A 25385-nucleotide genomic window follows, 5' to 3' on the forward strand; every position below is an offset into this window, starting at 1 on the left:
GGCATGAGTGAACAGGAGCATGAAAATGGCCGATCCCCGAAGGAACCGGCCAACATTGGAGCAGGGTCTGAAAAGTACGGTCAGCAGGTCTGCCGACGCATGACGCTCGCGGCTACGAAGCCTTCTTGATCGACGTCACCATGCCGGTCTTGTCATCGACGGTTACCGCCACCTTGGCGCCGACCTTGAGTTTGCCGATCTTCGCTTCCGGCGACAGCTGATAGATCTTGCCGTCGTCGAGTGTAATCGACTTGGTCGTCGGATCGACCGCCTGGATGGTGCCCTGAACGGACGCGGCATAGGCCGTACCGAGGAAGGCGAGCAGAGCGGCGGTGGTTGCGAGGGTCTTCTTCATCGATAGCACTCCGTGCTGTTTCACTTTTCCGGGCTGCCGCCTTGCGCAACGACAGCACCGAACGAGCCGACACTGGGCCTGAAAGCCTGCTGGCCGCAAATCACGTTGAGTGACTTTTCGCAAAGGAAATCATAGGCTTAATTCTGACACATTGCTTGCGGCTGACGCAGTTTCCTGCCTTATCGTTTGCTTCGACGCGCGCCGTTCGTCCACGAAAAGAATCGTTTAGGCCATTGCAGCGGGCGCCTCGCGGCCATCACGCAGCCGCCATAATCCGCCCCGGATTGCATCACGAAACAGCCTGCTGATCTTCGGTTGATACAAGTTTTGTTGCATGGATCAGCTCAACCGCGATCTCAAAAAGGCGGATGAAACTCGCGCTGTGGTTGCAAATCCGAAATGAATGCGCGATGATTTCAACCGTCGCGACGGGGGACACGATGAAACTTGCAGTCCGGACCATGATATCCCTGATGCTGGCGTTTGCGCCGGGATTGGCCGGCGCACAAGGCCTGGATCCGGGCGACAAAACCGTCATCGTTACTCCCGACGATCCCGATATGGCTCTGGCTACCGCGAAGGCGCGCAGCAGACTGGATGAATTCCTGGCCTTGTCCGAGGCTCCTCCCCCTGGGACAGACACGTTCAAACTGAAGGTTAAGGTGCGGGATGGACACGTCACCGAACATTTCTGGGTCATCCCGTTCAGCCGCATCGGGGCCGGATTTGTCGGCATCCTGGCAAATCAGCCGGAGGGAGTGCACAATGTCGTCCTCGGCCAGGCCATAGAATTCACCAGGGACGACATTTCCGACTGGGGATACAGAAGCGGTGGACGGCAGGTTGGCAGCTTCACCGTCTGCGTGATGTTCAAGAGAATGTCCAAAGAAGAAGCAGACGCCACGCGCGAACAATATGGCTTCGACTGCTGACGGCGATCAACCCATCTCGTCCTTCGCGCCGATCTTGCGCACCAATGCGGCCGTCGCCAGCATGGCGCCCATGTCGGAGATCATCGGCGCCACATGCCTGGTGTAGTCGAGCGGCGCCGAAATGTCGGGCAACTCGAAGAAATTCTTGGCCTGCGGCAGCAGCAGGAACCCATCGCCGCCGTTGAGCGCGACGCGGGCCGGATCGTCCGGCCAGGTTTCGCCGAGCCATTTCAGCGCCTGCGCCAGCCGGCCGGTCACCAGCGGCCGCGCCACCTCGACATTGTCCGTGCGGAATTCGTAGGCCGCGTCGAGGAGTGGCTCCCCCGACGACAATTCCTGCAGCTTGGAGCCGAACAGGCCGCGGAAAAAGCCGACGACCGCATTGGTCCGCCGCGTCGCCACCAGGATCCCCGGGAACGGCTCGACGGCCTCGAAAGCGACGATGACGCCCTTGAACGCCGTCGATGAGCCCTTGCCGGTGCCTTCGCGCAATTCGGCCTCGTAGAGTTCGAACGGAAACCCTTCGTAGCGGCCGGACACGACATCGTCGAAGGCTTGCCGGTTGAAGGGCCCGACCGCCTCGCGCGGCAGCCGGTCGAACGAGTTCGGCCTGCCGCCATGCTGGTAACTGATGTCGCGGATGAAGCCGAAGATGATCGGCAGCAGCGTGTCGCGGAACGATTGCTGCAGCCGCGTCGCCGGCTTCATGGCCTGGAAATACAGCAGGATCGAAGCGGCAAAGCCGATGCAATAGAGGAACACATGCGGCGTCGAGAACCATTGCTCGTTGGGGTCGGCAACCTTGTTGAACAGCCAGGCGATCGCCGCCACGGCCACCAGCACCAGCCCGACGAACAGCGGCACTCGCCAGCGCACCTGCCGCACCGCCGAGGCCCGCGCCGCCTCATAGGCCTCGATGTTCTTCCGGATGCCGGCGATGACAGTCTCATCAGGCATGAAATCCGCTGCTTCCACCACCACCCCCCGCAAGCCTGACTACGATCATGATAGCTGGTTTTGCAGGAGCGGCGCCAGACGGATGAAGCGGTGATCCCTTCTCCCCTTGTGGGAGAAGGTGGCCGAGCGAAGCTCGGTCGGATGAGGGGTGTTCCAGCTTGACGCCGACGGCGCTTCGTCACCCACCCCTCGACCGTCTCGGCGCTAACGCGCCGATCCACCTTCTCCCACAAGGGGAGAAGGAAAGATCGCGCCCAACCGCCTCTCGACCCTTTCCCTCATCGCGCCCTCCAACCCCTCCACCGGCACGAGCTGCTCATGGCCCCGGCCCCGCAGCCGCACGAACGGATGCATCCGGTAGGCCGCAATCGCACCGCGCGTCTCGACATCCGCACTGACATCCACAACGAAAATCCCACCAATGCGCCCCGGCCATGGCTGTCGCGCCAGGGCGGTGCCGAGGAAATCGCCGAGCCCATAGGCGACGACGGTCTCACCGATAAGCTCCACCGGCTGCACCACATGCGCGTGATGGCCGACGATCAGGCCGACGCCCTGCCCGGCCAGGCGCCTGGCCAATGCACGCGTCCCGGCGCGCGGAAAGTGCCGGAACTCCCAGTCCCAATGCGGCACCGCGCAAAGAAGATCGAACCCGCGCCGCCAGCCGACCGGATCACTGCCCATCGACACACGCCCTGCAAACAGGCTCTCATCTGCATTGCGCCACAGCGTGAAGGCCGCGAAGCCGACATTCAGCAGCCCGACTTTGACCGGCTGCACCGGGCCATCGGCGGCAAGGCCTATGCTGCGGATACCGAGCCGCTTCAGCGCCGCCACCGTCTCGTCGAAACCGGCGACGCCCTGGTCGAGCGCATGGTTGTTGGCCAGCGACAGCACGAGCTGTTCGCGCGCAAGACCGGCCGCGGCGAGCGCCTCGGCCAGAAACCGCTCGCTCATCGCATGGTGCGTGCCGAGCCTTGTGCCCAGCACCGCGCTCGGCCTGTCCACGACAGGGCTTTCGCAATTGCCGATCACCAGATCGGCGGTGCCAAGCAGCGCCTTGATCGCCGGATCGAAATCCGGCGTGCTGCCGTTGGCCACGGCCGAGATGTCGCCGATGAAGGCAAGCCGCACCGTCCGCCCTGGCGGCGGCTCCATCAACATCCCCGCCATCGGCGCAAACCCATTGCCGTCGCCGCCAAGCGACGGCTTAAGGAAACGCGGCAGCCAGGACAGTTTGTAGGAAAGCGGATAGTTCGACACGCAATGCCCAATCGTTTGCCTTGTTTAGACTGTCCCGTGGGCGGGTTGAAGCCGTCGTCAATCAACGATGTGGACAGCGCATCGGCACTGACGGGCGCGACACCGCAAATAGCCGCAAATCTGTGTATGGTCGTCGGCGGCAAATGCTTGGGAGGGAAAGATGACACGAATAGCAAGCCTGATGGCATCCGCATTCATTCTGCTTGTGCCGCTGTCTTCGGCGCACGCCGCCGTGCCCGAAGCGGCAACCGCGCTTTTCGAGGCTAAGACCGTGGCCGCGCGCGACAGCGCCCTGTCGACGCTGGAGGCGGCCGCACCGAAAGATCCGGCATCGGCCTATGCCGCAGGCGCCGGTGAGTTCTTCACCGCACTTGAACTGCTCGCCAGCGGCCTGCACCGCCACGGCTTCGAAAGCCCGCAATCCTTCATGCTGCCGCTGATGCAGCTGCCGGTGCCCTCCAATCCCAATCCCGAGCCGCTGACCTACGAAGAGTTCCGCGCCATATTGGCGGCCTTCCGCGACAGGTTGGCAAAATCCGCCGCGACCCTGGGCTCGGTGCCGGCCGATGCCGATATCGGCATGGTCATCGACCTCACCCATGTCGGCATCGACCTCAACGAGGACGGCACGATCGCGCCGGACGAAAGCATGGCGGCCATCATGGCCGCGCTGTCGCACGGTGGCCTTTCGCAGGGCGATACCGCACCGGCGCTGACCTTCCGCTTCGACCGCGCCGACGGCTATTGGCTGCAGGGCTATGCCGAATTCCTGATGGCGCAGGCCGATTTCTGGCTGGCGCATGATTTCAGAACCACTTTCGATGGCTCCTTCCACATGCTGTTCCCGCGCGCCAAGCTGCCCTTGCAGGATATTCTCGTGCCGCCCCCCAGCGAGATGGGCTCGAGCATGTTCGCCTCGGAATGGCGCATCGCCGATTTCATCTCGATGGTGCACATGATCAACTGGCCGGTGGTCGAACCGGAGCGCCGCAAGGCAGCCCGCCGGGAATTGCTCGAAATGATCCGGCTGTCGCGCGAGGACTGGAAGGCGATCCGCGCCGAGACTGACAATGACCGCGAATGGCTGCCCGGGCCACAGCAGAAGGGCGAGAACCCGCTGACCGGCCTCGACGTCGGCGAGGAGCAGGTCCAGGCCTGGCTCGCCACCTTGACCATGGCCGAGGACCTGCTCGAGGGCCGCGCGCTGCTGCCGCATTTCCGCATCGCCGGCAAGGGCATCAACATGAAGCGCTTCTTCGACGAGCCGAAGCCCTTCGACCTGGTGCTGTCGATTACCGGCCCTGGAATCGCGCCTTATCTCGAAAGCGGCAGGATCCTGACCAGCGAGGATTTCGACCAGATCCAGCGCGAATTCGGCGGCGGCGGGTTTTTGACGTTCGCGCTGTGGTTCAACTGAGCGGCCTATCACAAGCTGGGTCTCTGCCCTCGCTGGGCGCGGGAGAAGTATCCAGCATCCACGGCGCCAGCAGTTCCGGGAAAATCGTGAAACGGTTTTCCCGCGGGAATTGTGTCAAACAAAGAGTTGGAAAAGCCATCGCTGGAGCCGCAGCAGCCCGGCCATGGCGGCGGCTATCAGCGCGTTCGATATCACGCCGATCGCCGCGGTCGTCCAGGCGATGTCGCCGGATTGGCCAAGGACAACGAACGGAAATCCAGCGGCGATGACGACAATCGCCGCGCACAATCCAAGCCAGGCCACGCCCGGCCTTTTAACCAGCCGGCTGAGAAAATAGGCGATCCCGACCAGCAGGATCCTGAGCGGGTCCAACAGCTGGGCGATGACGATGGCGGTCAGAAGCATGAACGGGGACTTGGACTGGAGTACCAAAAAGCCTTAGCGCGGAAACCCGTGCAGCCGGCCAAGCAGCCACTGCAGCGGATTGCCGACGAAGGCGCGGGTGACGAACGTGTCATGGGCGGCATCGGAGGCGAGCAAGGCGATGGTTCCGGCTTCGAGCCGACGCGGCGGATCGGTGCTGGCGTCGATGCCCTGGCCCGCCAGCAACTGCCTGATCTCGGCATTGCCGGAGGCCGAGGACTTGCCATAGGCGCTGACGAAGAAACTCTTCCGGTGCTGCGTGATCCAGCTGGCGAAGATGTCCGCCTCGTCGAAGACGGCGTCGAGCAGGACGACGCCGAGCAGGCGTCCACCGATGTCGCCGTTCCTGAGAATGGAAGCGGCCGGATTGTAGCCGCCGCTATAGGCCACCAGCACCACCGGCATGGCGTCGAACTTTGCCGCCTTGGCGCCGGTCAGCCTGGCCATGCCTTGCGCAGCCTCGGCCATGAATTTGGTAAAATAGCCCGGCGTCCAGAAATTGCCGGCGCTGGAATCCTGCGCATTGCTGGCGAATTGCGGCGCCACCAGCACGGCGTTGAGGCCGGACGCCTCGACCTGCGTGACGACACGCTGGCGGCCGACGACATCGCGCTGCAAGGTGGCGCCATTGCCGTGGAAGAACACCACGATGACCGACGGCCTAGCCGGATCGAACCCTTTCAGCACCGCCAGCAGCGTCGAGCGGTCGGAATAGGTCTCGTCTTCCCAATAGATGCCGCCGCGTGGCGAGGTGTGGCCGCGCCTTCCATCCGCCGCCGTGACGTCGAGAAACGGCGCCGAGCCGTCGGGCAGCTTGCCACGGTAGGGAAAGGGCGATGCCTTGAACGGCACTACGGTGGATATGGCCTTGCGCAAGCGCGCCCCCTGGCTCACCGCCGGAAACATCGCCGTGGCCAGCAATCCGGCAACGATGGCGCGGCGGTCCGGCATCAGGCCGCCACCAGCCGCACGGACGGCGCTTTCGACGGCAACAGTACGGCAAAGAAGGCCGGGATGGCGATGAGATAGGCGATCGCCGCCCATTGCAGCACGGCGCTCAGTCCAAAGCTGGTGGCGACGATCGGCACGGCGGCCGAGCCGATGACCGAGAAACACCCATTGATGCCCCAGGCCCAGACGAAAAGATGCTCCTTGCCGAGCCGTGCCAGCCAGGTCATGGCGGTGGCCATCGGCATGCCCATCAGGAAGGCCGGCGGCGACACCAAAAGGAAGCAGAGCAGCAGGCGCACCGCATAGGGATAGGCGCCGATCCGGTCGAGCACCGGCGACAGATAGAAGCCATAGGCGAGCAGCAGCCCGCAGACCGCCAGCAGCACGATCGGCAGCAGCGTCCTGGCGCGGTCGAAGATGCGCTCGGCAAACAGGCTGCCGAGCCCGGAAAACACCAGCATCGAGGAGATCAGCACCGAGGCCGACACGGTCGGGTTGGCGAGCGCCACCGTAAAGCGGCTGATCAGCCCGACCTCGACCATGATGTAGCCGAGGCCGAGACAGGCGAAATAGAGGATGGTGCCGAGCTTGCCGCGCGAGCGCGAGAACACGATGCGCCAGCCGAAGATGACCGGCAGCAGCACCAGTGATGCCGCCGTGATGCAGGCGATGCCGAGCGTCGCCCAGATCAAGAGATAGCCCCAATCGTCCTGGAACAGGTCGAGCCGGTCGAGCGTGCGCGGCAAATCGGCGACCTTCACATAGGCGGCGAAATAGGGCTGGTCGTTGCTCAGCGCCCGGGTGTCGAAGACGTAGTCGCCGGCAAGTTTTTCCCAGCCGCCGGTCAAAAGCGCGTGCCAGCTCATGCGCTGCAGTTCCGTCGCCGGCAGCACTTGCGGGCCGGCATCGCCGCCGGCCCCCGCACAGGCGTCGAGCGTCGGATCGGCCGGCGCCGTCGGGTCGCAATCAGGATTTGCCGGCGCGGTCGGGTCGGCAGGCGCGGTCGCGCCGGCTGCCGGCTGCTGCGTCAGTGTCGCGTCCTGTCCGCTGCCGAAGATCGAGGCGCGATAATCGTCGAGCACCTTTTGTGCGCCCGAACCGTCATAGGTCATTCCTGGATAGTAGACCTCCTCCCAGGACATCGACTTGGTGTAGTCGCGCAGCGTCTTGATTTCGGCCTCGGTAAAGCCGCCGCGCTTGAACAGCACGGTCGTGGTCGAGAGGTAACTCGAGACCGCGAAGATGTCGTTGGCTGCGCCCTGGCTGTCGAAGGTCCTCGCCGCCTCGGCGACGGTCGAATAGAGCTTCAGAACCGATTTCGGCGGCTCTTCCTTGTTCCACAAGGTGATCGACAGCACGCCGCCATCGGCCAGCGCGTGCATGTAGCTAAGCATCGCTTCGCGCGTGTAGGCGTATTTTTCCGAGATGGCGAAGCCGCCGGGATTGGACAGGCCGACACTGTCGGCGAGGCTGAGGTCGATAACGTCGTAGCGCTCCGTCGTGTTGGCCAGGAACAGCCGCCCATCATAGTCGATGACCTTGAGCCTCGGCTCGGCCAGGATGTCGCCGGTGACATCCTTCAGCACAGGGTCGCGGAACGCCCGCAATGTCATCGGATTGCTCTCGGCGACGGTCACCGAGGTCGAATCGGCATTGAGCGCCGCCTGCGTGGAGATGCCGCCGCCGAACTGCACGACGAAGGTTTTGGGCTTATCCTTGATCACATAGGGATAGTGCATCGGCAGATAGCGGAAATAGACCTGCTCGGCCGGCGCCAGGTTGCGCATGATGCCTTCCGGCCCGTCACCGTCGCGATACATGCCGACATAGGTGTTGGCCGGCACTTCGGGCATGCCGAAGGCGGCATTGTCGCTCAGGCCCGGCGCGAAATGCATGTAGGAGCTGGCATAGACCTGCAGATCGCCGAAGGGCGAGACGCTGCGGTAGATGCGCTTGCCGTCCGGAAAATTGCGGGCATAGGCGACGCCCTTGTATTGCGATACGGCTATGTCGGGTATGCCGAGCAGGCTGGGCAGCATGAGATAGCCTGATATCGACAGCGCCGCGACCACGACGCCGGCGACGACGCTCTTCCAGGCGCCGAAAGCAACAAACCACAGCAGCGAACCGGCGGCCCACAAAAGCACGGGCACGACGATGATGGTTTCCGGCGCGAACAGATAGAGCGAGACCAGCACGGCGAGGCCGGCAAGCCCCGAACCGGTGAGGTCGGCGAAATAGACGCGGCCGAAGGCCATGCGGCTTTTCAGGAAGACGATGCCGAGGAAGAACGCGCCGGCCAGGAACGGCAGGAGATAGAGCAGAAAATTGGCGAGCAGCCGCCATTTCTGCGCCGGATCGGACACCAGGAAGATGGCGTTGAACGGTACCGTCTGGGCAACCAGGTTGGAGCCGACGGCGAGCGGGCCGATGAGCAGCAGGGCCGCAGTGGCGGCCCCTTGCCAATGGCGGTCGAACCAGCCCTTGCCGGCGAAGATGACGACGCTGGACAGCGAAAAGCCGAGCATGGCGAGGCTGACCACCAGCGAGCCGAAATGCGACCAGCTGCCGACCGCGAACACCCGCATGACGGCGATCTGCAGGGCGATGATGGCGCCGGCGACCAGCCCGACCGCGAGGTAGTGCGCCGGCCGTGGCGCCTCCAGGGAAGGGATGCTCAGGCGGGAATTCGATGCAACGGCTGCCATTCAGGTCCCTTGATGCCGCAAATGCTCAGCCGTTGTGCGTGCCGACGATCTGGTCGCCCTCGAGCTTCGTGAACGGCACGAATGGCACCACCTTGCCATTGTAGATGTCCGAGCGGACGATGTTGAACGTGCCGTCGGCGAGCTGCTGCTTGGTCACCTTGAGCACGTGCTGCGCCCCCGGCGGGCCGACCGGAATGACCATCACGCCGTTGGGCTTCAGCTGCTGCAGCAGCGACGGCGGGATGTGGTCGATGCCGCAGGTGACGATGATCTTGTCGAACGGGCCGACGCTTTCCCAGCCATAATAGCCGTCGGCATTGCGGCTGGTGACCGAACCGAACTCACTGTAGCCGCGCTCGACCAGCCCGTCATAGGTGCGCCGCGTGCGCTGCGCCAGCGGATTGATGATCTCGATCGTGTGCACCTTGTCGGTGAGGTTGGCGAGATAGGCCGACTGGTAGCCCGAGCCGGTGCCGATCTCGAGCACGGCCTCGCCGAATTGCACGTCGATCGACGTCGTCATCCGCCCGACGAGGTGCGGACCCGAAATCGTCACGCCATAGCCGATGTCGAGGAAGGCATGGTCATAGGCGCGCCCCATATTCTGCGGCAGCACGAATTCCTCACGCGGTGTCAAAAGGAAGGCGCGCTTGTTGCGGTCGTCCAGAACGTCCTTGTTGTAGACCATGATCTGGAAGCGATCGAATCGCTGCGCCAAAAACTTCGAATCCTCGCCGCGATTGGCCACCATCCAGTCAATGAACGATTTCTTGTCGTTGAACGGCACTTCGGCGTTGCGGTCGTAGGGCACGGGCACGTTGGCCCTGACCGCGGCCGGAAGAATGGAGAACGCCGCCGCACCCGCCGACAGCGTCAAGAAATCTCGACGCTTCATGGAAAAAGCCTCCAAAAGTGGCCTTTGCCACCCCAAAACCAAGCACTTCAACCCGATTGCACCGCCTCCCAAAACGAGTCAATGGGCGTCGGGGGACGACCGTGCGGGCCGAAAAAATGTGGCAAGCGGGCAACAGTTTCGCCGATGCCATCGGCTTTTTCAGGGCCGTGTAACGGCACGCCGCATTGCCGCAGGGCCCGCCGGAGCGACCTTGCCTTATATTAGCAATGGCTGTTTTGCTTGACTCGGTCGCCAAAAACAGGCAGCAAACCTGCATCGGAAGGGCTGAAATGCCGCGTGCATGATCGTGGACGAGCCTTTTTTGGCACAAAGTCCACGTCTCTCGGTTGGTTTTGAGAGGGATTGGTTAACCAACTTTGTCCATATTTTGAAGCAATCGGCAATCAACGACAGGCGCGGCAAACGCGTCGGGGACCACCCTGGGATCACTCGCAGAATGGTCGTCGCGGCTGACAAGGCCACGTACGGGGAAAACCGATTGGAGCGAGATTGGTTGCATGGCGTTGTCGAGTAAACACAAAATAATCCGGGACCAGCGCGAGGGCGGCGAGTTCGTCGATGCGCAGCGCAACCCTTCATTCAATCCGAAACGGATCGTCCGCTGGGTCGCGGTGCCTGGTGCCAGCGCCGCCGTCGGCCTCTGGCTGATCGGCACCATGGCCGGCCTCAGCTCCGTCGGTGCGTCGCTGTCGGCGACATCGAGCGGCCTGCCGCAGACGCTGGCCATGCCGGGCTCGCTGGCGATGGCCGATCCGCTGAAACAGCATTTCCTGAGGTCTTCGGCGCCGTTCGTGCTGGCCAATGCCCATGGCGGCAGCCAGGCCTTGCATGACCATGCTGTGCAATGCGGCGCCACCTGCTTCAAGCTGGCCCGTGTGAGCCCGCTGGGTGAGAAATCCGCGCGCCTCGCGGCCCACGCAAGGCCGGAACAGCCAATCTTGAAGTCGAAGGCGCAGGAACGCTTCGACCGCATGGAGGCGTCGCTGTCGCCGACCAAGCTCGCCGCCGCCTTTGCCGGCGCCGGCAAGCCCGTCGCCACGGCCGACGCCCGCCCGGTGATTTCCACGGCCGCGCCGCAGATCACCGAGGCGTCGCTGGTTCCGTCGGTCCAGGTGATGGCCAGCCTGTCGAGCGACATGCCGGCTCCCGTGGCGGAACGCTTTGCCCGTGCCGATACCGGCGCCGTCGTCCAGACCGCGCCGGCGCCGATGGGCCTCGCCCAGTCGCAGACGCCTGACAACACGCAGCTGGCGCTGGCCCTCGTCCAGTCGCTGCCCGTCGAGGACGAAGCATTTGCCTCTCCGCTGCCGATGACCGAATCTTCTGCCGATGTCGCGGTTGCGCCTGCCGAGACCCAGCCGCAACAGCCCGGCGACGCTGCCTCGCTGCCGGATGCGCTGACCGACGACGTGCCGCTGCCGACCCGCCGCCCACAATATGACGCGCCGCGGCAGCCAAAGGCCGTGGTGGAACAGGATGAGCCGGCGCCGCAGCCCAAGATTGCTCAGCCCAAGATCGCGCAGCAAAAGCCGGCGCCGGAGGCAAAGCCGGTCCAGCAGGCCCAGCCCGCAAGGCCGGCCCGGGCCGGCCACGACGGCGGCGATGTGCTGGCCTATGCCAAGCCGGACACGCCTTCGGGCGGCCTTGGCCAGGCGTTCAGGAACCTCTTCAACGGACCGAGCGGCGGAAGTGGAGCCGGCCACGGCGTCGCGGTCTATGACATCAGCGCCAAGACCGTCTACATGCCGGACGGCCAGCGGCTCGAGGCCCATTCCGGCCTCGGCGCCATGGTCGACCAGCCGCGCTATGTCCATGTGAAGGATCGTGGCCCGACGCCCCCCGACACCTACAATCTGTCGCTGCGTGAATCGCGCTTCCATGGCGTCGAGGCATTGCGCCTGACTCCGGTCGGCGGTGGCAACAAATACAACCGCAACGGCCTGCTCGCCCACACCTACATGCTGCGCGGCGGCCGCGCCGAGTCCAATGGCTGCGTGGTCTTCAGGGACTATTCCCGCTTCCTCGCCGCCTTCAAGAAAGGCAAGGTCACACGCCTCGTCGTGGTGCCGCGCCTCAACGGATCGCCGACCCAGGTCGCGACGGACAACGCCCGCGGCGCCTGACCGCGGGCGGATGCCCCTCGGCAACTGCCTCCTCCTGACAGCCTGCTGTCAGGAGCTGCATCGGGGCATGCGCCTAGCCGCATCGCGCTCTTTCCATTTTCGCCAAGACCTCCCATATTCGGGGCATGGCCAAATCCCCCGATAAAAGAACGCCGCCGACGGCGAATGACGATCGCGCCGCGCCGAAGCGGCGCAGCCCGCTGACCGATTTCCTCGACGCCTCCGAGCCGCTGCATAAAGGTGGCTTTGCCGAGATGCCGCAGCCCGAACTGTCGGGCACGCCGCTGACCGGTTCAATCGCCGACTGGGCCGAACAGATCGAGCAGGAGGCGGAGCGCGAAGGGCGCCAGGCTGGCAAGGGCGACGGCGGCAAAGCGCCAAGACCATCCAAGAAGGTTCCCGAGCGTTCCTCCGCGCCCGGGCGCACGGCGCGCGGCACCTCGATGGGCGGCGCGGCCACCGCTCGCGAACGCGCCGCGGCCGGCCTCAATCCGGTCGCCGGCCTCGATATCTCGCTGGAAGAAGCCGAGACGATGACGTCGAGCGGCGTCACCGCGACGGTCGCCGCGCTCTCGGCGCTGATCGAATCCGGCAATCCGCTGCACAAGGATGGCGTGCTGTGGACGCCGCACCGCCCTGCCCGGCCGGAAAAGTCGGAAGGCGGCATCGCCATCAAGATGGTGTCGGACTTCGAGCCGGCCGGTGACCAGCCGACCGCCATCAAGGACCTTGTCGAAGGCGTCGACAACAACGACCGCACCCAGGTGCTGCTCGGCGTCACCGGCTCGGGAAAAACCTTCACCATGGCCAAGGTGATCGAGGAGACGCAGCGCCCTGCCCTGATCCTGGCGCCCAACAAGACGCTGGCCGCGCAGCTCTATTCCGAGTTCAAGAAATTCTTCCCCGACAATGCGGTGGAGTATTTCGTCTCCTATTACGACTACTACCAGCCGGAAGCCTACGTTCCGCGCACCGACACATTCATCGAGAAGGAATCCTCGATCAACGAACAGATCGACCGCATGCGCCACTCGGCGACGCGCTCGCTGCTCGAGCGCGACGACGTCATCATCGTCGCCTCGGTGTCCTGCATCTACGGTATCGGTTCGGTCGAGACCTATACGGCGATGACCTTCCAGATGCAGATCGGCGACCGGCTCGACCAGCGCGCTTTGCTCGCCGACCTCGTCGCCCAGCAGTACAAACGCCAGGACATCAATTTCGTGCGCGGCTCGTTCCGCGTGCGCGGCGACACGATCGAGATCTTCCCGGCCCACCTTGAGGACCGCGCCTGGCGCATCTCGATGTTCGGCGACGAGATCGAGCAGATCACCGAATTCGATCCGCTGACCGGCCAGAAGACCGGCGAGCTGAAAAGCGTCAAGATCTACGCCAATTCGCACTATGTGACGCCGCGCCCGACGCTGAACCAAGCGATCAAGTCGATCAAGGAAGAGCTCAAGCAGCGGCTGGTGGAACTGGAGCGCGCCGGCCGCCTGCTGGAGGCGCAGCGGCTGGAGCAGCGCACCCGCTTCGACCTCGAAATGCTGGAAGCCACCGGCTCCTGCGCCGGCATCGAGAACTATTCGCGTTATCTCACCGGCCGCCAGCCGGGCGACCCGCCGCCGACCTTGTTCGAGTATATCCCGGACAATGCACTGGTGTTCATCGACGAAAGCCACGTCACCGTGCCGCAGATCGGCGGCATGTATCGCGGCGACTTCCGGCGCAAGGCGACGCTGGCCGAGTATGGCTTCCGCCTGCCCTCCTGCATGGACAACCGGCCGCTGCGCTTCGAGGAATGGGACGCCATGCGCCCGCTCTCCGTCGCCGTTTCGGCGACCCCGGGCGGCTGGGAAATGGAACAGTCCGGCGGCGTCTTCGCCGAGCAGGTCATCCGCCCGACCGGCCTGATCGACCCGCCAGTCGAGGTCCGCCCGGCGAAAAGCCAGGTCGACGATGTCGTCGGCGAGATCCGCGAGACCACGGCCGCGGGCTACCGCACGCTGGTCACGGTGCTGACCAAGCGCATGGCCGAGGATTTGACCGAATATCTGCACGAACAGGGCGTGCGCGTGCGCTACATGCACTCCGACATCGACACGCTGGAGCGCATCGAGATCCTGCGCGACTTGCGCCTCGGCGCTTTCGACGTGCTGGTCGGCATCAACCTTTTGCGCGAAGGCCTGGATATTCCCGAATGCGGCTTCGTCGCCATTCTCGATGCCGACAAGGAAGGTTTTTTGCGCTCCGAAACCTCGCTCATCCAGACCATCGGCCGCGCCGCCCGCAACGTCGACGGCAAGGTCATCCTCTATGCCGACCAGGTCACCGGCTCGATGGAGCGGGCGATGGCCGAAACCAACCGCCGCCGCGAAAAGCAGATGGAGTGGAACGCCGCCAACGGCATCACGCCGGAATCGGTCAAGTCGCGCATCTCCGACATTCTGGACTCGGTCTACGAGAAGGACCATGTCCGCGCCGACATTTCGCAGTTCACCGACAGCGCCGGCGCCATGATGGGCAACAACCTCAAGGCGCATCTCGACGCGATGGAAAAACAGATGCGCGACGCCGCCGCCAATCTCGACTTCGAGAAGGCCGCCCGCATCCGCGACGAGATCAAGAGGCTGCGCGAGATGGAACTGTCGATTTCCGACGACCCGCTGGCCAAATACGCCGACATGGAAAGCCCGGTCTCGGGCCGCGAAAAGGGCAAGCACAACAAGGGCGTGGCCAAGCATCGCACGGCTGAGGAACAGGAACGTTTCCGCAAGCTCGACGAAGCACGCGCCGCCGAAGAGGCCGCCAGGGCTGCCCGGCCCAACCTGTTCCGCAAGCCTGATCTCGACGAGATGGGCGCCGACGGCGCCGTGCCGGTGAAGAAGCCGCTGTTCGCCAAACCCTCGATCGACGATATGGGGCCCGGCACCGACATGCCGACGCCTGCGGGTGTAATGTCACGTTCGCTGTTCAAGAAACAGTCGGCGTCCGAAGCGCACGGTTCCGACTTCGGTATTCCCGGCGAGCCGGTCAAGCCGCTGTTCAAGAAGAACTCTCTGGACGAGATGACCGTGCGGCGCACGGAAAAGCCGGTCGAAGGAAAAGTGCCGGCGAAGCCCCAGCCGATCTCCCCCCTCGTGGGGGCCGGCAGGACAGGCGCGACAGATCGCGACGACAAACCAATCATCCGCCAACGCGCCGGAATCGGCTCCTACGAGGACCCAGGCGACGCCCGCCGCGAAAAGCGCCGGCCTGGGAAAACGGGCAGGCCGGGGAAGTAGCGGCCTGTAAACATCACGTTTCGATCGGTTGCGATTTTCAAGCGCCATCACCTAGAATAAGTGATGGTGGTCGTTCGCAGACTTGATGAGAAAGAGTTCAAAGCCTGCTTCGCTGAGCCGATGACGAATGTCACCGCCACGGTGAATGCCGTCGTAGACATATGGCCCTATGTCGACGCACTGGACCTCAACGATATCGGTGTGCCCTACCTGAACGACGTACACTATGTTTACCGGGATGCCCAAAATCGGTTTGACCAGGTTTTGATTGGCACAGGCAGGTTCAACGCCCTTCTCGTGATCATTATTGATCTCCGCGCCTGTACGGTGTTCGGCCATTTCCTGCTTGACCTCAACAAGGAATATGAACTAAGCGGCGGTCACCTGAGACCCGTGTAATCTCGAAACTGTATTTGCCGGCCGACTGGACCATGCGCCTTCCCTTGTCAGTCGCCGGCCGAAGCGATACGGCCGTGGGGCTCTGGTCTCCCGCCTAACCCTCACGCAGCCGCGCGAAATGAAACCCAAGGATATCGCAGCCTACGCCTTCCTGGCCGTCACATGGGGCCTGTCGTTCCTCGTGCTGCTCAAGGTGGTACACGCATTCGGCTGGGTCGGCGCGGTGACCTTGCGTTCGCTGATCGCCGGTATCACGCTCTTCCTGCTGGCGGCGGCGACGCGGCGACGGCTCGATTTCAGCGCCGGCTGGCGGCACTTCGCCATGGTTGGCGCGACGACCGTCGCGGCGCAGCTGATCGGCCTGTCCTACGCCACGCCGCGTATCGGCACGGCGATGGCGGCCATTCTCGTTGCCGCGATCCCGCTGTTCTCGATGATCCTTGGCCAGTTATGGGGGCTCGAGCGCATCACCGTTCGCGGGCTGGCCGGCTTGCTGCTCGGCGCTGCGGGCATCGTGGTCCTGGTCGGCTTCCCTTCGGTGCCGATCACGCCGTCCTTCGCATTCGGCTGCGCCGCCTCGCTGTTCAGCTCCTTCTCCGCCGCCTTCGGCAGCAACTACGCCAATCGCCATCTGCGCTCGGCCGGCTCGTTCGAACTCACCGGCGCCGCCTTTCTGTTCGGCGGGCTGATGACACTGCCGCTGCTGCTGGCCGTCCCGGTGCCGGCCATGCCGCGCCCTGTCGATTTCCTCTATCTCGCCCTTCTCGCTTGCGTGATGAGCGCGCTGACCTATGTCGTCTACTTCCGGCTGGTGGCCAGCATCGGCGCGACCAGGACGATCAGCGTCGAATTCGCCGTGACCACGATCGCCGTGCTGGTTGGCACTGTCATGCTCGGCGAGTCGCTGACCATCATCCAGGCCTTCGGCGCGGTAGCAATCATCGGTGGCTGCATATTGGTGCTGGATCCGTTCCCGCACCGGGCGAAAGCGGCGGCCTTGCCATCCGCACCGCCTTTGGTGTAATCGCTTCGCACACTCGAACGTCTTGAAAGGAGGGCTGCGTGTCTATTGATCACCATCGTCAGCGTGGCCCGATTTCTGCCCTGCAAGCCAGCTTGCAGGGCTGACCAGGGACGGTCCGGGTTTTTCCCGCTTCGATTTTTTGGTCTGCCCTTCGTGGTGCCGCAACGCCGAGCCTGATGGCCAGCACGCGCGCCGTCAAGTGCATCCGGAGTTGGTTCCGGCAAGACCAGAGAAATCACAATGGCCCTGATCACCCTCAAATCCCTCGGCGTCACCATGAGTGCGCCGCTCTTCGCAAACCTCGACCTCACCATCGGCAGTGGCGACCGGCTCGGCATCGTTGCCGCCAACGGCCGCGGCAAGTCGACCTTGCTCAAATGCCTGACCGGCGAGATGGAGCCGACCTCTGGCGACATCACCCGCACGCGCGGCTTGCGCGTCGGCCATGTCGAGCAGTCGGTTCCCCCTGCCCTTCTCAGCCGCAGCTTCCATGAGGTGGTGGCCGACGCCTTGCCGTCGGAGCAGGCCGAAAGCGAGATGTGGCGCGTCGACGTGGTGCTGGATTCTCTCGACGTGCCTGAGCCGATGCGCGAGCGGGAAATGCAGGCGCTGAGCGGCGGCTGGCAGAGGCTGGCGCTGATCGCCCGCGTCTGGGTCACCGATCCCGATGTGCTGCTGCTCGACGAGCCGACCAATCATCTAGACCTTGCCCGCATCAGCCAGCTGGAAAGCTGGCTGAACGCGCTGCCGCGCGAAGTGCCCGTCGTCATCGCCAGCCATGACCGCGCCTTCCTCGACGCCACCACCAACCGGACGCTGTTCCTGCGCCCGGAACAGTCGCCGGTGTTTGCGCTGCCCTACTCCCGCGCCAGACAGGCGCTCGACGAGGTCGACGCCTCGACAGCGCGAAAATTCGAGCGCGACATGAAGGTCGCCCAGCAGCTGCGAAAGCAGGCCGCCAAGCTCAACAACATCGGCATCAATTCCGGCAGCGACCTTTTGACGGTGAAAACCAAGCAGCTCAGGGAACGGGCGGACAAACTCGAAGAGGAGGCGGTATCGGCGCACCGCGAAAAATCGGCCGGTGCGATCCGGCTTGCCAATCGCGGCACCCACGCCAAGGTGCTGATCACGCTCGACGACGCGGTGGTCGAAACGCCCGATGGCACGCTGCTGTTCAAGACCGGCAAGCGTCACATCTGTCAGGGCGACCGCATCGTGCTGCTCGGCCGCAATGGCGTCGGCAAATCGCGCTTCGTCAGCCTGATCCGCAGCGCCATCGCCGAGCCCGACACGGTGCAGAACGTGAAGGTGACGCCGTCGACGGTGCTCGGCTACAGCGACCAGGCGCTGTCCGGCATCAGCGGCGACGACACGCCGCTGGCGATGGTCTCGCGCCGCTACGACGTCGGCGAACAACGCGCCCGCTCGTTGCTTGCCGGCGCCGGCGTGGTCATCGAGATGCAGGAGAAAAGGATCGGCGCGCTGTCCGGCGGCCAGAAGGCACGGCTGATGATGCTTGCGCTCAGGCTCGCCAATCCCAATTTCTATCTGCTCGACGAGCCGACCAACCATCTCGACATCGATGGCCAGGAAGCGCTGGAGGAGGAATTGCTCAAGCACCAGGAAAGCTGCGTGCTCGCCTCGCACGACCGCTCCTTCATCCGAGCCGTCGGCAACCGTTTCTGGCTGATCGAGAAGCGGAAGCTGACGGAGGTCGAGGACCCCGAGGGCTTTTTCCTTGAGGTAGCGGAAGGCGGCGGTTGAGCGGCGAGACAGGTTCGTTTTGCCTGTAAATTATTTGCTTACAAATCTTGATCTGTGTAAGCAACCTGTTTACATAGATCGATGATCAAGTCCTTCAAGAACAAGGCGCTGTCGGACCTCTTTCAAACCGGAAAAACCGGTAAGATCGACGCCAAAATGCACAAGCGCATTCTGGTCCGGCTTGACCGCCTGGAAGCTTCGGAGAAGCCGGAGGAGATGAACCTCCCCGGCTTCGACTTCCACCCGCTGAAAGGCTTCGATCCAATTCGCTACACGGTCCATGTCAACGGCCCGTGGTGCATCACATTTGAATTCGACGGTAAGGACGCCGCCCGCGTCGATTTCGAGCAATACCACTGAGGCGGCCAGATTGGAGAAGTTCGACTTATGACCGTGCACGAGCCGATGCGTCCGATCGAGCGTTGTCCCTCCCACCCGGGAGCGCTGCTTGAGGACATTATCCCGGCAACCGGAAAGACCAAGGTGGAAATTGCAAATCTGCTCGGGATCTCCCGGCAACAGCTTTATGACATCATCCGCGAAAAGAAGCCGGTTTCGCCGGCTGTGGCCGCTCGCCTTGGGAAGATGTTTGGCGACGGTGCCGCGATCTGGCTTCGGATGCAGGCGGCTTTCGATGCCTGGCACGCCGAGCGCGAGGTTGATGTTTCAGCGATCCCAACGCTTAAGTTCGCATAGCCGCCGCTCTGAGCGACGAAGGCCTCTTCGATCGAATTCGGAGTCGTAACAAAAAATTCGGCGCTCTGTCGGATCGCCTGAACCTGCCACGTCCTTGGGATGCCGACACGATGATGCCGGCATCAACCCAGGGAGAGAACATCATGTCGGTCCTTTCATCCATCGGTCGCATCGCAACCCAATACGCGTCGGCACGTGCCCGCCATCGCAGCGAACGCATCCTGCTCTCGCTGCCAGCCGAATTGCGTAAGGACATCGGCTTTCCGGACCTCTTCGACGCGCGGAACAGCCGTCGGGCAACGACCTTCTCGACCAAGGTCATATGACCGCGATCAGCCTGTTCATGCGATTGCCGCTTCAATCCGCCGGTTGCCCGGCCCGTCCGGGTCCGGCTCGAAAGAAAATTCGCGCCGCCATGTAGGATTGCCGTCACCTCGCGCGTCCTGTGGTTCGTAAGGCCAAGCCGAACGCAAAGAGGAGCAAGACATGACTGACCAGACCCCCATTCAGCCCAGGGCAGAAGTGCTCGGCGGGTTAACCCCTTATCTGCAGGTGGACGGCGCCTTCAAGGCCGCTGATTTCTACAAGAAGGCCTTTGGCGCCAAGCAGGTCTTTGCCTATCCGGCGGATGAAAAAGGCCGCACCATGCACATCCATCTCCACGTCAACGGCTCGACGCTGATGCTGGGCGACGCCTATCCCGAGCACGGCCATCCACATAAGGCCGCGCAGGGCTACACGCTGCAGCTCCATCTCGAAGATGGCGACATCGAGACCTGGTGGCAGCGCGCCGTCGATGCCGGCTGCGAAGTGGTCACGCCGCTGCAGGTGATGTTCTGGGGCGATCGCTGGGGCCAGCTGAATGATCCGTTCGGCGTCGCCTGGGCGATGAACGCGCCGGTGAAGTAGCGAGCAGGCGTCGCCCGTCAGGGCTGACGCGCTCACCGCGCCGGGTCGTATCCCCGCCGACCCGGCGCTCGGTCTTCAGCAAGGAGCTCACCATGTCCTATGTCGATGGTTTCGTGCTTGCCGTGCCAAAGGCCAAACTCGATGACTACAAGAAGCTGGCCAACCTCGCAGGCCCCATATGGATGGAACACGGCGCGCTGGCCTATGTCGAATGCATCGGCGACGACGTGCCCTATGGCGAACTCACCTCGTTTCCGCGTGCCGTCCAGGCAAAGGACGACGAGATCGTCGTCTTCGCCTGGGCGGTCTATGAATCCAGGCAAAGCCGCGACACGGTGATGGCCAAGGTGATAGCCGACCCGCGCCTGACACCCGATTTGGGTCCCATGCCCTTCGATATGAAGCGCATGATCTTCGGCGGCTTCCAGCCCTTCATCGAGCTTTGAGCAGCTGAGCCCCACCGCTTCGTAATCCTATGGCGGAGCAAGGCGCGAAGCGACGCGGCGCAGACCCCTTGAGCTGCTCCGCCCGTGGATGACGAAGCTGAGGACCTCGCGCGCTAATCCAACTTGTCCAATAGCGGCTTCAGCCGGTCGCCATAGCGTTTCCACAGGTCGACCGAGCCTTGATACATCGGCTGGCGCACCTGCGCGGCGGACGCCGTGCGCACCGGCCGGTCGGTCTCGTGGAACGACAGCACGGCATCGTCCCATGGCAGGCCGAGATAGTCGATGAGCGCCCGGCTCTGGCCTTCCTGATCGGCGACGAAATCCTCGTAGCGCACATCATGCACGACGCCGGGCAGCACCTTGTGCCAATGCGCCATGATGTCGGTGTAGAGATTGTGGAAGTCGGCGAGTTCGCCGAGATCGTAGCCATAGCGGTGGCTGTCGCCGCGGAAATGCACCTTGTAGATCGACAGGCAGGTTGCAGCCGCATCGCGGGCGCAATGGATGATCCTGGCTTTCGGCATCATCATGTGGATGAAGCCGACAAGCAGGAAGTTGCCCGGCATCTTGTCGGTGACGTGGCTGACATGCGGATAGCGGGCATGCAGCATGTCGAGATAGGCCTGGCCCGCCTCGGCGAAATCCGCATCGTCCGTATCCGATACGCCCCACGGAAAGCCACCCGGCATGGTCGCCGGGAACTGCTTGCCGACCGCGTTCTTCAGGATGCTGAGCTCGCCCGCGCCATAGACCTGCGGATGGCTGGCGATGATCTGCTCGACCAGCGTCGTGCCCGACCGCGGCATGCCGACGACGAAGATCGGCGCGTCATCGGTGATCGGGCTCGGTCTGTGCCTTTCGAAGAAGCCGGCATCGAACACCGTCTTCATCGCCGCGAATTCCTCGCGCGTCCTGACGGGATCATAGTTGATCCCCTTGCGGCGAATGGCATTGCCTTCGGCAAAATAGTCGAAGGCCTTCTCATAGTCCTTCAGGTCGTCATTGGCCTTGCCGAGGCCGAACGACAGCTGCATGCGCGCCAGGCTGTCCTGCGGCGCCTTGGCATGCTGCGCTTCCATGCCGGACAATTCGGCATCGCGCTCCTTCTGGCGCTTGACCTGCGACAACATCAGCCAGGCCTTGGCCATGCCCGGGTTGACCGCCAGCGCCTGCCGGAACAGATCGGCCGCCTCGTCGAGCCTGCCCTTTTCCATCAGCCCGACTCCGAGCCCATGCAGAAGGTCGGCATCCTTGGGACGGATGGTCAGCGACTCGCGAAACACGGCCAGCGCCTCGTCCAAGCGAGCGGCTTCCTGCAGGGTTTCGGCAAGCCCGATGCGGGCGCGCACATGGAAGGGATTGCGCGCTACCGTGCCGCGATAGATTTCTTCGGCCTCCTCGAACCGGCCGAGCTGCTTCAGCGACGAGCCGAGATTGTCGCGCGCGGCGAGCTGCTCCGGCCGCAGATCCACCGCGCCGCGGAAGAAGTCGGTTGCCGCGGCGACGCGGCCGAGATCGCGCATCACCGTGCCGAAATTGTTGAGGAAATCGGCATTCGTCGGCTGCAGGCTCACCGACCGCTCGATGAGGTCCAACCCTTCTTCGCTGCGTCCGGTCTGGTGCAGCAGCAGCCCCAGGAAATGCGCCGCCGCCGCGTGCTTGGGCTGGCGCGCCAAGACTTGCCGGTAGATGGTCTCTGCCTCTTGCCGGCGCCCGGCCTGGTGCAATTGCAGGGCCTGCTGCACATACTGGTCGAGACCCAGCGGCGGCTGTCCGCCTGCGCCAGACCTGGTTCCCGCACTCGCCGCTCGTCTTTGATCTCTGTTAATGGGAAACCTGCCGTGTTTGTCCGCCTGCTGCGATCTAGGCCATTGGCGCGGCAGGTTCAAGTCTTCGCGGGGTTGCGAGTTCTTTCGGGATGCGTTGAGCGATCAGAGCAACCGCAAGCGCCTCGCGACGTTGAGCCTGCAGTCATATGCAGGAGCCGCCGAATGTCCCTCACCGCCTTTGCCGTCAACTGTTCGCTGAAAGCATCCAGCGACAAGGAAAAATCCTCCACCGACAGGCTCATCGCCGACCTGCTCTCAGCGCTCAAGCCGCATGGCGTGAAGGGGGAGGTCGTGCGCGCCCTCGATCATGATATCAAGCCCGGAGTGCTCTCCGACATGGGCAAAGGCGACGACTGGCCGGGTCTGCGTAAGAAGATTATCGCGGCCGATATATTCATACTCGGTCTGCCGATCTGGATGGGACAACCCTCCAGCGTCGCCAAGCGCGTCATGGAACGCATGGATGCCTTTCTCGAGGAAACCGACGGCAAGGGCCGCATGCCGGCCGCCGGCAAGGTGGCACTGGTGGCGATCGTCGGCAACGAAGATGGTGCCCACCATTGCCATGCCGAGTGCTTCCAGGCGCTCAACGATGTCGGCTTCACCATTCCGGCCAATGGCGGCGTCTATTGGGTGGGCGAGGCGATGGGCGACGTCAATTATGTCGATCTGCCAAAGCCCCCCGAAAAGGTCGCCGGCATGATCGAGATGGCCGCGTCTAATGCCGCCCACCTGGCAGCCCTGCTGAAAGGCAAAGCCTATACTGGCGTGGACCGGTAGGACGTTCTCAGCACGGGCCATCGCCGACGACGCGGTAGTCCGCGGCGCGGGCTTCGCAGGCATTGGGGAAGCTGCGCATCTCGCCATGGCGCCGGGCACAGACGGGCTCGTATTGCCTGGTGCAGAATTCCGGTTCGGGACGCGGCGGCCGCGGTCCTGGCCTATCATCGACGACCACGGTGCAGGCGGCCAGAAGCGCCGACAGGAACAGGACGGCAAACCCTTGCCGCGAAAAAACCGACGCCAGGAATTTGATGCTGATTTCTCCCTCGATCCCACCCCCGATCACGATCCTCGCCATTCCCCTGTCAAATGCAACCCCGCTCGCGGATGCGACCGCGTTCGCGGGGACGGAAACGCCGGTTACAGCCATGGCCGGCGTCCGCCGGCAACACTGGCCCATGCGCGACGCTCTCTGTGGGTCAATGACCGGCCCGGCAACGGGGCCTATTTGCGGCCCGTCGACGCTCAGATCGGTCGATTCTTGCGTCGGGATGCGCTCAGTGCGGCGGCCCGCGGCGCTATCTTGCAACCTTCACGTTTCCGTGCGATAAATTCCGTGTTCGGGCATTTGCGACCCGGAGAGCGGAACGTTTTGGACGACCTTTCCCCGATACTGTGAATCTCTGACGGCCCCGTTTTTCGGCGGGGGGTTTGACCATGCGCCAATGCATGACTGCCGAAAGCAACCACCGGGAACTGCCCTCGACGCCAGGTGGCGGGCAGGACCAACAAAGACTGAACGGGTGAAGGAGTTTCCCCAATGGCCCAGACCGGCACCGTTAAATTCTTCAACGCGACCAAAGGCTTCGGTTTCATCACGCCCGACGGCGGCGCCAAGGACGTGTTCGTCCATATTTCCGCGATCGAGGCATCGGGCCTGCGCACGCTCGTCGACGGCCAGAAGGTCACCTTCGACGTCGAGCCGGACCGCATGGGCAAGGGCCCGAAGGCGGTCAACCTCCGCGCTGCCTGAACCATCGGCGCCGCGCGTCCCTGACGGCGGGCGAACGAGGGTTCGAAGCCTGCCCAGCCTGTGGGCACGCAGACAGATTTTTAAAAAGGCGCGGCGATTTTCGTCGTGCCTTTTTTCATGTCCGTGGCGCGGCATCAATGCATGTAGCCCGGAAGTGGATCCGGCTCCGGGTCAACGACATGCATCACAACAAAGGCTTAAGGCGCTTTAAGTGCCCGCAAAACTTTCTCTTGCCGATGACGCTAAAATAAAGGACAAATTTCCTCTCGGGCATTTGCCGGCCCGAGACTGGAGTTTATGGGATCAAAGGAGCTTCCCATGCCGCAGACCGGCACCGTCAAATTCTTCAACCATGCCAAAGGCTTCGGCTTCATCACGCCGGACGATGGCGCGAAGGATGTCTTCGTCCATATTTCGGCCGTGCAGGCGTCGGGTCTTCCCGGTCTCGAAGATGGGCAGAAAGTAACATTCGACACCGAGCCGGACAAGCGCGGCAAGGGACCCAAGGCCGTCAACCTGTCGGTCGGCTGAGCCGGCTTCAGACTGTCGGCTCCAGCAGGGCTGCCCAGCTCGATCAGAGCCTGGTTTTTGACGCCCCTCTTGGATCGGCACGTCGAAATCCGTTCAGCCTCCGTTCAGCCACGGTCGCATATTAATCTTGGGTAAAGCCGGACCGCATCCCCTGCAAAACTGCACGGTCCGGACCGAAGGAGACCAAGATGAACAGAATTTTCAAGACTGCCGTGCTGTCCGCCGCCATGGCGGCCACCATGCTGGTGGCCTTGCCCGCGGCCAACGCCGATGAATGGCGCCATCACCGCCACCACGGCAATGGCGACGCCATTGCCGCCGGTGTGCTTGGCCTCGCCGCCGGTGCGCTGATCGGTGGCGCGCTGGCCAATGACCAGCCACCGCCTGACGCTGACCGCTACTACGATGACGGTTACTACGATCGTGACGTGCGGATCCGCCCGGCACCGGTCCGTCGCTACTATGTCGAACCGCGGGTGGTCTATGCCGATCGCTATGCCGAGCCGTGGACGCGTGACTGGTACGAATACTGCTCGGACCGCTACCGCAGCTTCAACTCCCGCACCGGCACCTTCACCGGCAATGACGGCGAGCAGCATTTCTGCACTGCCAACTGAGTGCATGTCGCCCAAAAGTGCGCACCGGTTTTGGGACAACGACTTGCACCAGACAAAGACCTAAAGCGCGAAAGCGCTT

25 protein-coding genes are annotated in these 25385 nt (G+C 63.5%); 16 read left to right on the top strand and 9 right to left on the bottom strand.

What is annotated here, in order from left to right; translation table 11 throughout:
• Positions 1-112 precede the first annotated feature (112 nt).
• Entirely contained in the window at positions 113-355 is a 243-nt protein-coding gene (locus tag CK227_RS16730; RefSeq protein ID WP_027047290.1) for a DUF1344 domain-containing protein, read from the bottom strand.
• 440 nt (positions 356-795) lie between these two features.
• Here CK227_RS16730 and CK227_RS16735 point away from each other — a divergent pair, with 440 nt between their 5' ends.
• Complete coding sequence (locus CK227_RS16735; RefSeq protein ID WP_095773718.1) at positions 796-1287, top strand: DUF2314 domain-containing protein; 492 nt, start codon at positions 796-798, stop codon at positions 1285-1287.
• 6 nt (positions 1288-1293) lie between these two features.
• Here the strand turns inward: CK227_RS16735 and CK227_RS16740 are convergent, their stop codons facing one another.
• On the bottom strand, positions 1294-2244 hold the full coding sequence (locus CK227_RS16740; RefSeq protein WP_179296463.1) for a DUF3137 domain-containing protein: 951 nt from the start codon (positions 2242-2244) through the stop codon (positions 1294-1296).
• A gap of 204 nt (positions 2245-2448) precedes the next feature.
• Complete coding sequence (locus tag CK227_RS16745) at positions 2449-3507, bottom strand: CapA family protein (RefSeq protein WP_095773565.1); 1059 nt, start codon at positions 3505-3507, stop codon at positions 2449-2451.
• Positions 3508-3667: 160 nt separating this feature from the next.
• Between CK227_RS16745 and CK227_RS16750 the strand changes: the two genes are divergently transcribed.
• Positions 3668-4924: a hypothetical protein gene (locus tag CK227_RS16750; protein ID WP_095773564.1), complete on the top strand. Its 1257-nt coding sequence runs from the start codon at positions 3668-3670 to the stop codon at positions 4922-4924.
• 114 nt (positions 4925-5038) lie between these two features.
• On the opposite strand, the gene CK227_RS16755 is transcribed toward CK227_RS16750, so the two are convergent.
• From CK227_RS16755 to CK227_RS16770, 4 genes are read right to left on the bottom strand one after another with little or no spacing between them, the layout of a single operon-like run.
• Positions 5039-5329 carry a hypothetical protein gene (locus tag CK227_RS16755; protein ID WP_095773563.1) on the bottom strand — a complete coding sequence of 97 codons (291 nt, stop codon included), beginning with the start codon at positions 5327-5329 and terminating at the stop codon, positions 5039-5041.
• A gap of 33 nt (positions 5330-5362) precedes the next feature.
• Positions 5363-6298: a hypothetical protein gene (locus tag CK227_RS16760; protein ID WP_095773562.1), complete on the bottom strand. Its 936-nt coding sequence runs from the start codon at positions 6296-6298 to the stop codon at positions 5363-5365.
• Positions 6298-9006 carry a hypothetical protein gene (locus CK227_RS16765; protein WP_095773561.1) on the bottom strand — a complete coding sequence of 903 codons (2709 nt, stop codon included), beginning with the start codon at positions 9004-9006 and terminating at the stop codon, positions 6298-6300. Before CK227_RS16765 ends, CK227_RS16760 begins: the two co-directional genes overlap by 1 nt.
• 25 nt (positions 9007-9031) lie before the next feature.
• Positions 9032-9901 carry a protein-L-isoaspartate O-methyltransferase gene (locus CK227_RS16770; RefSeq protein WP_095773560.1) on the bottom strand — a complete coding sequence of 290 codons (870 nt, stop codon included), beginning with the start codon at positions 9899-9901 and terminating at the stop codon, positions 9032-9034.
• 518 nt (positions 9902-10419) lie between these two features.
• Here CK227_RS16770 and CK227_RS16780 point away from each other — a divergent pair.
• The 10 genes from CK227_RS16780 to CK227_RS16825 all read left to right on the top strand — a co-directional run bounded on the left by CK227_RS16780 (position 10420) and on the right by CK227_RS16825 (position 20570).
• Entirely contained in the window at positions 10420-12045 is a 1626-nt protein-coding gene (locus CK227_RS16780; protein WP_095773559.1) for a DUF2778 domain-containing protein, read from the top strand.
• A 125-nt stretch (positions 12046-12170) separates the two neighbouring features.
• Positions 12171-15329: an excinuclease ABC subunit UvrB gene (gene uvrB, locus CK227_RS16785; protein ID WP_095773558.1), complete on the top strand. Its 3159-nt coding sequence runs from the start codon at positions 12171-12173 to the stop codon at positions 15327-15329.
• Positions 15330-15392: 63 nt separating this feature from the next.
• Entirely contained in the window at positions 15393-15728 is a 336-nt protein-coding gene (locus tag CK227_RS16790) for a hypothetical protein (RefSeq protein WP_095773557.1), read from the top strand.
• Positions 15729-15846: 118 nt separating this feature from the next.
• Positions 15847-16752: a DMT family transporter gene (locus tag CK227_RS16795; protein ID WP_095773556.1), complete on the top strand. Its 906-nt coding sequence runs from the start codon at positions 15847-15849 to the stop codon at positions 16750-16752.
• A 240-nt stretch (positions 16753-16992) separates the two neighbouring features.
• Positions 16993-18519, top strand: a complete 1527-nt coding sequence (locus CK227_RS16800; RefSeq protein ID WP_095773555.1) for an ABC-F family ATP-binding cassette domain-containing protein — start codon at positions 16993-16995, stop codon at positions 18517-18519.
• Between the two features lie 81 nt (positions 18520-18600).
• The gene (locus tag CK227_RS16805) at positions 18601-18879 is read left to right on the top strand and encodes a type II toxin-antitoxin system RelE/ParE family toxin (RefSeq protein ID WP_023809788.1); all 279 of its coding nucleotides are present in this window, start codon (positions 18601-18603) and stop codon (positions 18877-18879) included.
• Between the two features lie 27 nt (positions 18880-18906).
• Positions 18907-19215 (top strand): HigA family addiction module antitoxin, encoded by a 309-nt coding sequence (locus CK227_RS16810; protein WP_095773554.1) that lies wholly within the window; start codon positions 18907-18909, stop codon positions 19213-19215.
• Positions 19216-19358: 143 nt separating this feature from the next.
• Positions 19359-19541, top strand: coding sequence for a hypothetical protein (locus CK227_RS16815; protein ID WP_095773716.1), 183 nt, complete (start codon positions 19359-19361; stop codon positions 19539-19541).
• A 160-nt stretch (positions 19542-19701) separates the two neighbouring features.
• Positions 19702-20124: a glyoxalase/bleomycin resistance/extradiol dioxygenase family protein gene (locus CK227_RS16820; RefSeq protein ID WP_095773553.1), complete on the top strand. Its 423-nt coding sequence runs from the start codon at positions 19702-19704 to the stop codon at positions 20122-20124.
• 92 nt (positions 20125-20216) lie between these two features.
• A complete protein-coding gene (locus CK227_RS16825) occupies positions 20217-20570 on the top strand; it encodes a DUF1428 domain-containing protein (RefSeq protein ID WP_095773552.1) in 354 nt (117 codons plus the stop codon).
• Positions 20571-20683: 113 nt separating this feature from the next.
• Here the strand turns inward: CK227_RS16825 and CK227_RS16830 are convergent, their stop codons facing one another.
• Positions 20684-22318, bottom strand: coding sequence for a tetratricopeptide repeat-containing sulfotransferase family protein (locus CK227_RS16830; RefSeq protein WP_095773551.1), 1635 nt, complete (start codon positions 22316-22318; stop codon positions 20684-20686).
• 246 nt (positions 22319-22564) lie between these two features.
• Between CK227_RS16830 and CK227_RS16835 the strand changes: the two genes are divergently transcribed.
• Positions 22565-23182 carry an NAD(P)H-dependent oxidoreductase gene (locus tag CK227_RS16835; protein ID WP_095773550.1) on the top strand — a complete coding sequence of 206 codons (618 nt, stop codon included), beginning with the start codon at positions 22565-22567 and terminating at the stop codon, positions 23180-23182.
• Positions 23183-23189: 7 nt separating this feature from the next.
• Here the strand turns inward: CK227_RS16835 and CK227_RS16840 are convergent, their stop codons facing one another.
• Complete coding sequence (locus CK227_RS16840) at positions 23190-23483, bottom strand: hypothetical protein (RefSeq protein WP_179296462.1); 294 nt, start codon at positions 23481-23483, stop codon at positions 23190-23192.
• Positions 23484-23945: 462 nt separating this feature from the next.
• Here CK227_RS16840 and CK227_RS16845 point away from each other — a divergent pair, with 462 nt between their 5' ends.
• The 3 genes from CK227_RS16845 to CK227_RS16855 all read left to right on the top strand — a co-directional run bounded on the left by CK227_RS16845 (position 23946) and on the right by CK227_RS16855 (position 25306).
• Positions 23946-24158: a cold-shock protein gene (locus tag CK227_RS16845; RefSeq protein WP_006202520.1), complete on the top strand. Its 213-nt coding sequence runs from the start codon at positions 23946-23948 to the stop codon at positions 24156-24158.
• A gap of 318 nt (positions 24159-24476) precedes the next feature.
• Positions 24477-24689 carry a cold-shock protein gene (locus tag CK227_RS16850; RefSeq protein WP_008877668.1) on the top strand — a complete coding sequence of 71 codons (213 nt, stop codon included), beginning with the start codon at positions 24477-24479 and terminating at the stop codon, positions 24687-24689.
• Positions 24690-24877: 188 nt separating this feature from the next.
• Positions 24878-25306 carry a BA14K family protein gene (locus tag CK227_RS16855; protein WP_010911084.1) on the top strand — a complete coding sequence of 143 codons (429 nt, stop codon included), beginning with the start codon at positions 24878-24880 and terminating at the stop codon, positions 25304-25306.
• The last annotated feature ends 79 nt before the right edge of the window (positions 25307-25385 follow it).

Origin of the sequence: Mesorhizobium sp. WSM4308, from assembly GCF_002294905.1 — a bacterium.
In the GTDB taxonomy this organism is placed as follows: domain Bacteria; phylum Pseudomonadota; class Alphaproteobacteria; order Rhizobiales; family Rhizobiaceae; genus Mesorhizobium.